Genomic DNA, 6672 nt, shown 5'->3' with positions numbered 1-6672 from the left:
TTTTTTGTTCATAGTCTCTATGTTTTAGAATAAATAATCGTGCTTATTTTCCCCTTGCGCGGTTGGCAAAAGGGCATGAAAAGAAGAACAAAGGGAACTCCGAGAAGCCCTTTGTTTATTGGTGTTTAGCTGTCGCCTTACGCGCGCGCGTAAGCGAAGACCTAAAATATCTCTACGCCAGGTGCGATGTGTGTGTGTGTGTGTGTGTGTGTGTGTGTGTGTGTGTGTGTGTTAAGACTTTTTCTGAGATATGCAAATATAAAGCGTTAAAAGATGCAAGAGAATTGGAGTTCTTTTGCATCGATGCGCTGCTGGTTATATTTGCTTTTGTTGTCATATTCTTTAATCGTTCAGACCCCCATCCCCCTAACTTAGGGGGCGAAAGGACGAGAGAGGCGACAGGAACTGTCAAAACCGCGGCAAAGATAAGTAAAGATTCTTAAACAAACAAATGTTTTCCGAGAAAAGTGGTAAAAGATGTCATGAGCCCAAGAACAAAAGGATGGAGAAGTCGTATACTTCTCGGCAAGCACCATGATACTTCTGCACCACTGGTCGTATACTTCTCACAAGCTGGCATAAAAAAAGACTGCATCGGCTTGGGAGCGATGCAGTCATCGGTAAAATGTCGTATGTCGGTCTAACCGAAATTGTCGAACATGATGCTATCGGGATCCACGCCGAGGCTATCGAGCATTTGCTGAACCGCCTTACTCATCGGGCCGGGTCCGCACATGTAATACTCGATGTCTTCGGGTGCGTCGTGATTTTTCAGATAGGTTTCATACATCACCTGGTGTACGAATCCCACGGTGTAAGACACACCGGCTTTGTCGGCCTCGGGGTCGGGACGATCCAGCGCGAGGTGGAAATGGAAGTTGGGATATTCTTTTTCCAACGCATGGAAATCATCAAGGAAGAAGCTTCGCTCAGGGAGCGTGCACCGTAAAAATAGTGCATCTCACGATCGCGCGTGTGAAGTGTTTTGAGCATGTGCATGATTTGTGCACGGAGGGGTGCCATTCCTGCGCCGCCACCCACCCAGATCATCTCTTTCTTGGAGTTGAAGATGGGGTGGAAGTCTCCATAGGGGCCGCTCATCCGCACCTTGTCGCCGGGCTTGCGGGAGAAGATGTAAGAGGAGGCGATGCCTGTGGGCACGTCTTGGAATCCCACTTGCGGACGTGGCTTGAATGGTGTCGACGCGATACGCACTGTGAGCGTGATGCGGTCTCCCTCTGCCGGATAATTGGCCATTGAATAGGCGCGCACGGTGGGCTCGGGGTTGTGGGCTTTCAGCGAGAAGATATTGAATTTCTCCCACACTGGAAGGTATTCCGGACCGATGTCGTTTTTATCGAAATCTTTGTCGTAGTCGATACAGTCGTAGGCTGGTATAGCGATCTGTGCATAAGAACCGGGGATGAAGTCCATGTGCTCTCCGGGTGGCAACTCCACGATAAACTCCTTGATAAAGGAACTGACATTCTTGTTGGAAATCACCGTGCACTCCCATTCCTTCACACCGAGTATGCTCTCGGGCACTTTGATCTGGAAGTCGCCTTTCACCTTGCACTGACATCCCAATCTCCAATGGTCTTTGATTTGTTTACGGGTGAAGTGGGGCCGCTCTGAGTCGAGGATCTCGCCCCCGCCTTCTATTACTTGTACTTTGCACTGCCCGCAGCTGGCTTTTCCGCCGCATGCAGAGGGCAGGAAGATTCCATTCTCATTGAGCGTGGCCATGAGGTTGTTTCCCTGTCCGACGGTCAGTGTCTTGTCTCCGTTGATGGTGATCGTCACCTTCCCGCTGGGCGATAGGTATTTTTTGGCAACCAGCAAGAGAATCACCAACAACAAGATCGTGATCAAGAATACACCAATGCTCACTAATATAAATTGTCCCATAGTTTGTCTATAATTTAAGTCCGGAGAAACACATCATTGCCATCGCCATCAGTCCTACGGTGATGAACGTTATCCCTAATCCTTGCAATGGTTTGGGCACGTCGCTATATTGCATCTTCTCTCGAATGGCACCCATCGAAACAATGGCGAGCGTCCATCCCAATCCGCTTCCAAACGCATAGGCTATGCTGTCCCAAATGTTGCCGATATATTGGGTGTTGGTAGGATCGAGGTTGATGCGTTGCTGCATGAACAAGGAGGCACCCATGATTGCACAATTCACGGCGATCAATGGCAGAAAGATGCCGAGCGCAGCATATAATGAGGGGGTGTATTTCTCTACGATCATCTCTACCAGCTGTACGATTCCGGCAATCACTGCGATAAACAGGATGAAGCTGAGATAAGAGAGGTCTACGCCTTGTATCAGACAGTCGGGACCGAGAATTTTGGTTTGCAACAGGTAGTCGACCGGGACGGTAACCAAAAGGACAAAGGTCACCGCCAGACTAATCCCAGGGATGTCTTCACATTCTTCGAAACGGCCAGGAATGAACACATACCGAGGAAGAAAGCAAAGATCATATTGTCGACGAAGATCGACCGGAAGAAGAGATTGATAATATGTTCCATAACTTATTTCTCCTTATAAAAATAGGCGCGATGCACCCAGATGACACACCCTACGAGAATGAGCGCCATGGCGGGCATCGTCATCATTCCGTTGTTGATATATCCTGCGTCATACACGGATTGAGGTATGACGGTTAGCCCGAATAAGGTTCCGCGCCCGAATAGCTCTCGGAAAAATCCCACGATGATCAGGATGAGCGCATAACCGAGTCCGTTTCCGATTCCGTCAAGGAAACTGGGCCAAGGTTTATTCATCATGGCAAAGGCTTCGAGACGTCCCATCAAAATACAATTGGTAATGATGAGCCCGACATACACGGATAATTGTACGCTCACATCATATGCAAACGCTTTCAGCACTTGGCTGACAATGGTCACCAGGGCTGCTACAACAACTAACTGGACGATAATACGAATCCGGTTGGGAATCGTGTTTCGGATGGAGGATATTATCACGTTGGAAAACGCAGTGATAATGGTCACGGCAAGTCCCATCACGATCGCCGGCTTCAATTGCGAAGTCACGGCTAAGGCACTGCAAATACCGAGCACCTGAACCATGATCGGGTTATCAAGGTTCAGCGGGCTTATGAATACCTCTTTATTTTGCTTTGAAAATAGAGCCATATCTTTTCTTTTTAATTGCTGTTCATATTTTATTTGTCAGATAAAAACTTGACATACTTTTCGAGGCAGTCATGGAGCATATCACTGACTCCATTCGAGGTGAGCGTTGCACCTGTCACGGCATCCACCTGTGTAGATGGATCTTTCAGATCGCTTGCTTTTTTCACGGCCAAAGTGATATGAGCTGCGTCCTTTCCATTAAAAAGGTGTTTGCCTTTGAATTTGGCCTGCCACTGAGCATTGTCTTTGATTTCAGCACCTAAGCCTGCAGTTTCGCTCTCGTGATTAAAATAGGCTCCATAAACCGTCTTCTTATCGGCATTGATCGCAATATAACCACTGATTGGTCCCCATAATCCCATACCGTAAACGGGAATGACATACTTCGTTTCTCCATTCACTTTACAGATGTAGAGTGCCAATTTACCGGCTTTGAAATCTGCACTACTCAGGCGAAGCCATTCTTTTCACCGCCCATTGAGCCCGACTCGACAACTTCTCCTTGCTCATTGATCACCTCATCAGCTATAACAGTCTCTTTATACTGGGTTGCTGCCTCTTGGTCATTCAGTCCACGGAGATTCAACGAGTAGAGTATCTGCTTCTTTTTGTCCAATGCTACATTCGCGTCTTGGGCTGGTTTCAATGCCTGAAAGACAAAGGCGAGCAAGAAAGAGACGATGATGACGATGACCACCGAATATATAATGGTATACGAATTGGAATTAGTGTCCAACCGTTTCTTCATTTTTTCTGCCATAACTTTACTTGTCATTAGAGGTTAAACGTTTCATTCGCTTACCGATATTGCGCTGGACCACGCAGTAATCGATCAATGGCGCAAACATATTCATCAGTAAGATGGCCAGCATCATACCCTCGGGATATCCCGGGTTCATCACTCTGATTACGATGGCCATTGCTCCGATGAGTAGGCCATAGACATATTTCCCGCTCTCGGTGCGTGCAGACGTCACAGGATCCGTAGCCATAAAGACGGCACCGAAAGCAAATCCGCCTAACACGAGATGCTCGTACCAGGGGATGGGTGTTGATCCAAGAGTTGAGAAAAGAACTGCTGTCAGACCGCCACCGACAAAGACACTCGCCATGGTTTTCCATGAGGCGATGCCTGTCCAAAGCAGAATCACAGCGCCGAGAGCAATTGCAATGACACTCGTTTCACCTATGGAACCGGGAATAAAACCTGTAATCATATCGTAAAGCGTGTAAGGAACGCCTGTGCCTTGGGCTATCTCGCCCAGCGGTGTGGCACAAGTCATTGCATCGGGAAGCGTATTTCCCAATCCGAAGATGGTGTCTTTGGCCACCCAAACGGCATCGCCGCTCATTTTGGAAGGATATGAGAAGAAGAGAAATGCACGTGTGACAAGCGCTACATTGAAGATATTCATTCCCGTTCCACCAAAAATCTCTTTGGCAAAGACCACGGCAAAGGCACAAGCTATGGCCAAGATCCAAAGCGGACAATTCACAGGCACGATCATCGGAATGATGATTCCCGAAACCAGATAGCCTTCCTGAATCTCTTCTCCTTTCCATTGAGCCCATGCGAACTCAATACCCAGCCCCACAATATAGCTCACCAAAATCTTGGGAAGCACTGCAAGGAATCCGAAAAGAAAGATATTCAGAAAAGAAGCATCGGTTAATGTGCCGGCCATTTTATAGTTTTGATAACCGACATTATACATACCGAAGAGCAAAGCGGGCATCAATGCGATCACCACGATACTCATAATGCGCTTCGAGTCGATGGCATCATGAATGTGGACACCTGTTTTTGCCGTCGTGTTTGGTACGTACAGAAAAGATTCAAAACCTTCGAACACGCTACGGAAAGCGTGTAGTTTGCCGCCATTTTCAAATTGCGGTTTTATCTTGTTGAGGTAATTTCTTAATGCAGACATAGCTATGCGTTTTCTTTTCTTAATCTATTCAATCCTTCGCGGACGATGTGTTGCAATTCAAGTTTGGACGAGTCGACAAACTCGGCAACAGCGAAATCTTCGGGAGAAACTTCATAAATGCCGAGTTGTTCCATCTTATCGATGTCATTGGCGATGATGGCTTTGATAAGAAATTCGCCGAAAATATCCATTGGGATCACCTTATCATATTCACCGCTCATAATCATGTGGCGTTCGCCGCCTTTCACCCGTGCATCGAGTGCATATTCCTTGCGTTTTCCAAAAAGCCAACTGAAATAGCTTCGAGACGTGGAAAACTGGTTTGTTCGAGGTAAAATCCACCCCAGAAACTCGTCTGCATCGTCGCCTTCGGGTATTGCCGTAACTTCTGAGACATGTGCTCCGAGATAGTCGTTCAGCGTAGCCCTGCGTCCTGTCAGCGGATTTCCGTTGATGATCCGCACATGATCCGTCTGGCGCAAATGATCTTGCAGGATATCGGTCAACGGCGTTCCTACCAAGGCATCGACATAAGCCGGATTATCGATTTCGCTTCCTGCCACGGCAACCGTGCGTGTCAGATCCACTCGTCCGGTCTCAAACAAACGCCCGAAGAAGATCACAGCCGTGGGGTCTACGGTCCAAACGATTTCGCCTTTATTGACCGGCGAAATATGATTGACTTGCACGCTGACATTGCCCGCAGGACAAGGGCCGTCGAAAATGATGCTTTTTGCATCGCGAAAAGCCGTTAGTTGCGCTACGTTTTGATGCTTTCCGCAGCCCAAGTAGACGTTAGTTATTTTCGACAGAGCAGTCAATCCCGTTTGAAAGGCCGACTCGTTGCCTTGCAATTCGAATTCAAAGTCACCTGCCAAAGGCATGTCTCGCAATGCCGAAACAAAGATTCCTTTGGGTTGCGAATCAGAAGTTGTGGTCACGGCATATGGTAATTGCGTGATGAAACCGAATAATCCGGCTTCGAGCAACGCCTGTCTGACGGCTTCGCCATCAAGATTTGTCACGTCTTTCTTGCCGAAATCAACGAATTGTTGCTGCTTGTCGGCTTTCACTTTCACGCAAAGCACCTTGCGGCGATCGCCTCGAACCACTGCCGAAACAGTGCCGCTGACGGGCGAAGCAAACTTGACCGCAGGATCGTTTTTGCTGACAAATAAGGCGTCACCGGCTTTGACAACATCGCCTTCATGCACAATCACTTTTGGAGTGATACCGATGAAATCGTCGGGATTCAACGCGTATTCCGCGCTTTGCCCTATGTTCATCTTCACATCCTTAGCTTTGCCTTTCAGGTTAATGTTTAAGCCCTTTCGCAACTTAATCACATTTGCCATAATAACCATATATATTTTAAGGATTCAACTAATATCTATCGTTCTGATAAGACCTTGTCTTTTATAATGTTTACTGACGTTTAACGAATGAAACACATAAGATTCCGTTTTGACCTATATCAGATCTTATCTGTCATAAGTTGTTTACGCGATGCAAATATAGTGAAAAAACAGTATCAGAGAAAGAAAAACATGCGTTTTGTGCTCTTTTGATGCTT

At 47.2% G+C, this 6672-nt stretch carries 3 protein-coding genes and 3 pseudogenes; all 6 read right to left on the bottom strand.

What is annotated here, in order from left to right; all coding sequences use genetic code 11:
* Window positions 1-640 precede the first annotated feature (640 nt).
* A pseudogene (gene nqrF, locus JCM12259_RS14770) lies at window positions 641-1908 on the bottom strand (NADH:ubiquinone reductase (Na(+)-transporting) subunit F).
* Window positions 1909-1915: 7 nt separating this feature from the next.
* Window positions 1916-2541 (bottom strand): annotated as a pseudogene (nqrE, locus tag JCM12259_RS14765) (NADH:ubiquinone reductase (Na(+)-transporting) subunit E).
* 3 nt (window positions 2542-2544) lie between these two features.
* The gene (locus JCM12259_RS09125; protein ID WP_025066233.1) at window positions 2545-3168 is read right to left on the bottom strand and encodes an NADH:ubiquinone reductase (Na(+)-transporting) subunit D; all 624 of its coding nucleotides are present in this window, start codon (window positions 3166-3168) and stop codon (window positions 2545-2547) included.
* A gap of 29 nt (window positions 3169-3197) precedes the next feature.
* Window positions 3198-3904: pseudogene (gene nqrC / locus JCM12259_RS14760) on the bottom strand (NADH:ubiquinone reductase (Na(+)-transporting) subunit C).
* Window positions 3905-3932: 28 nt separating this feature from the next.
* The gene (locus tag JCM12259_RS09115; RefSeq protein ID WP_025066232.1) at window positions 3933-5099 is read right to left on the bottom strand and encodes an NADH:ubiquinone reductase (Na(+)-transporting) subunit B; all 1167 of its coding nucleotides are present in this window, start codon (window positions 5097-5099) and stop codon (window positions 3933-3935) included.
* Window positions 5100-5101: 2 nt separating this feature from the next.
* A complete protein-coding gene (locus tag JCM12259_RS09110; protein WP_025066231.1) occupies window positions 5102-6454 on the bottom strand; it encodes a Na(+)-translocating NADH-quinone reductase subunit A in 1353 nt (450 codons plus the stop codon).
* Window positions 6455-6672 lie beyond the last annotated feature (218 nt).

The sequence above is a fragment of the Hoylesella enoeca JCM 12259 genome (genome assembly GCF_000613405.1).
Taxonomy (GTDB): Bacteria; Bacteroidota; Bacteroidia; order Bacteroidales; family Bacteroidaceae; genus Prevotella; species Prevotella enoeca.
The sequence above is the reverse complement of the archived record's forward strand: the minus strand, read 5'-3'. Positions and strand labels throughout refer to the sequence as shown.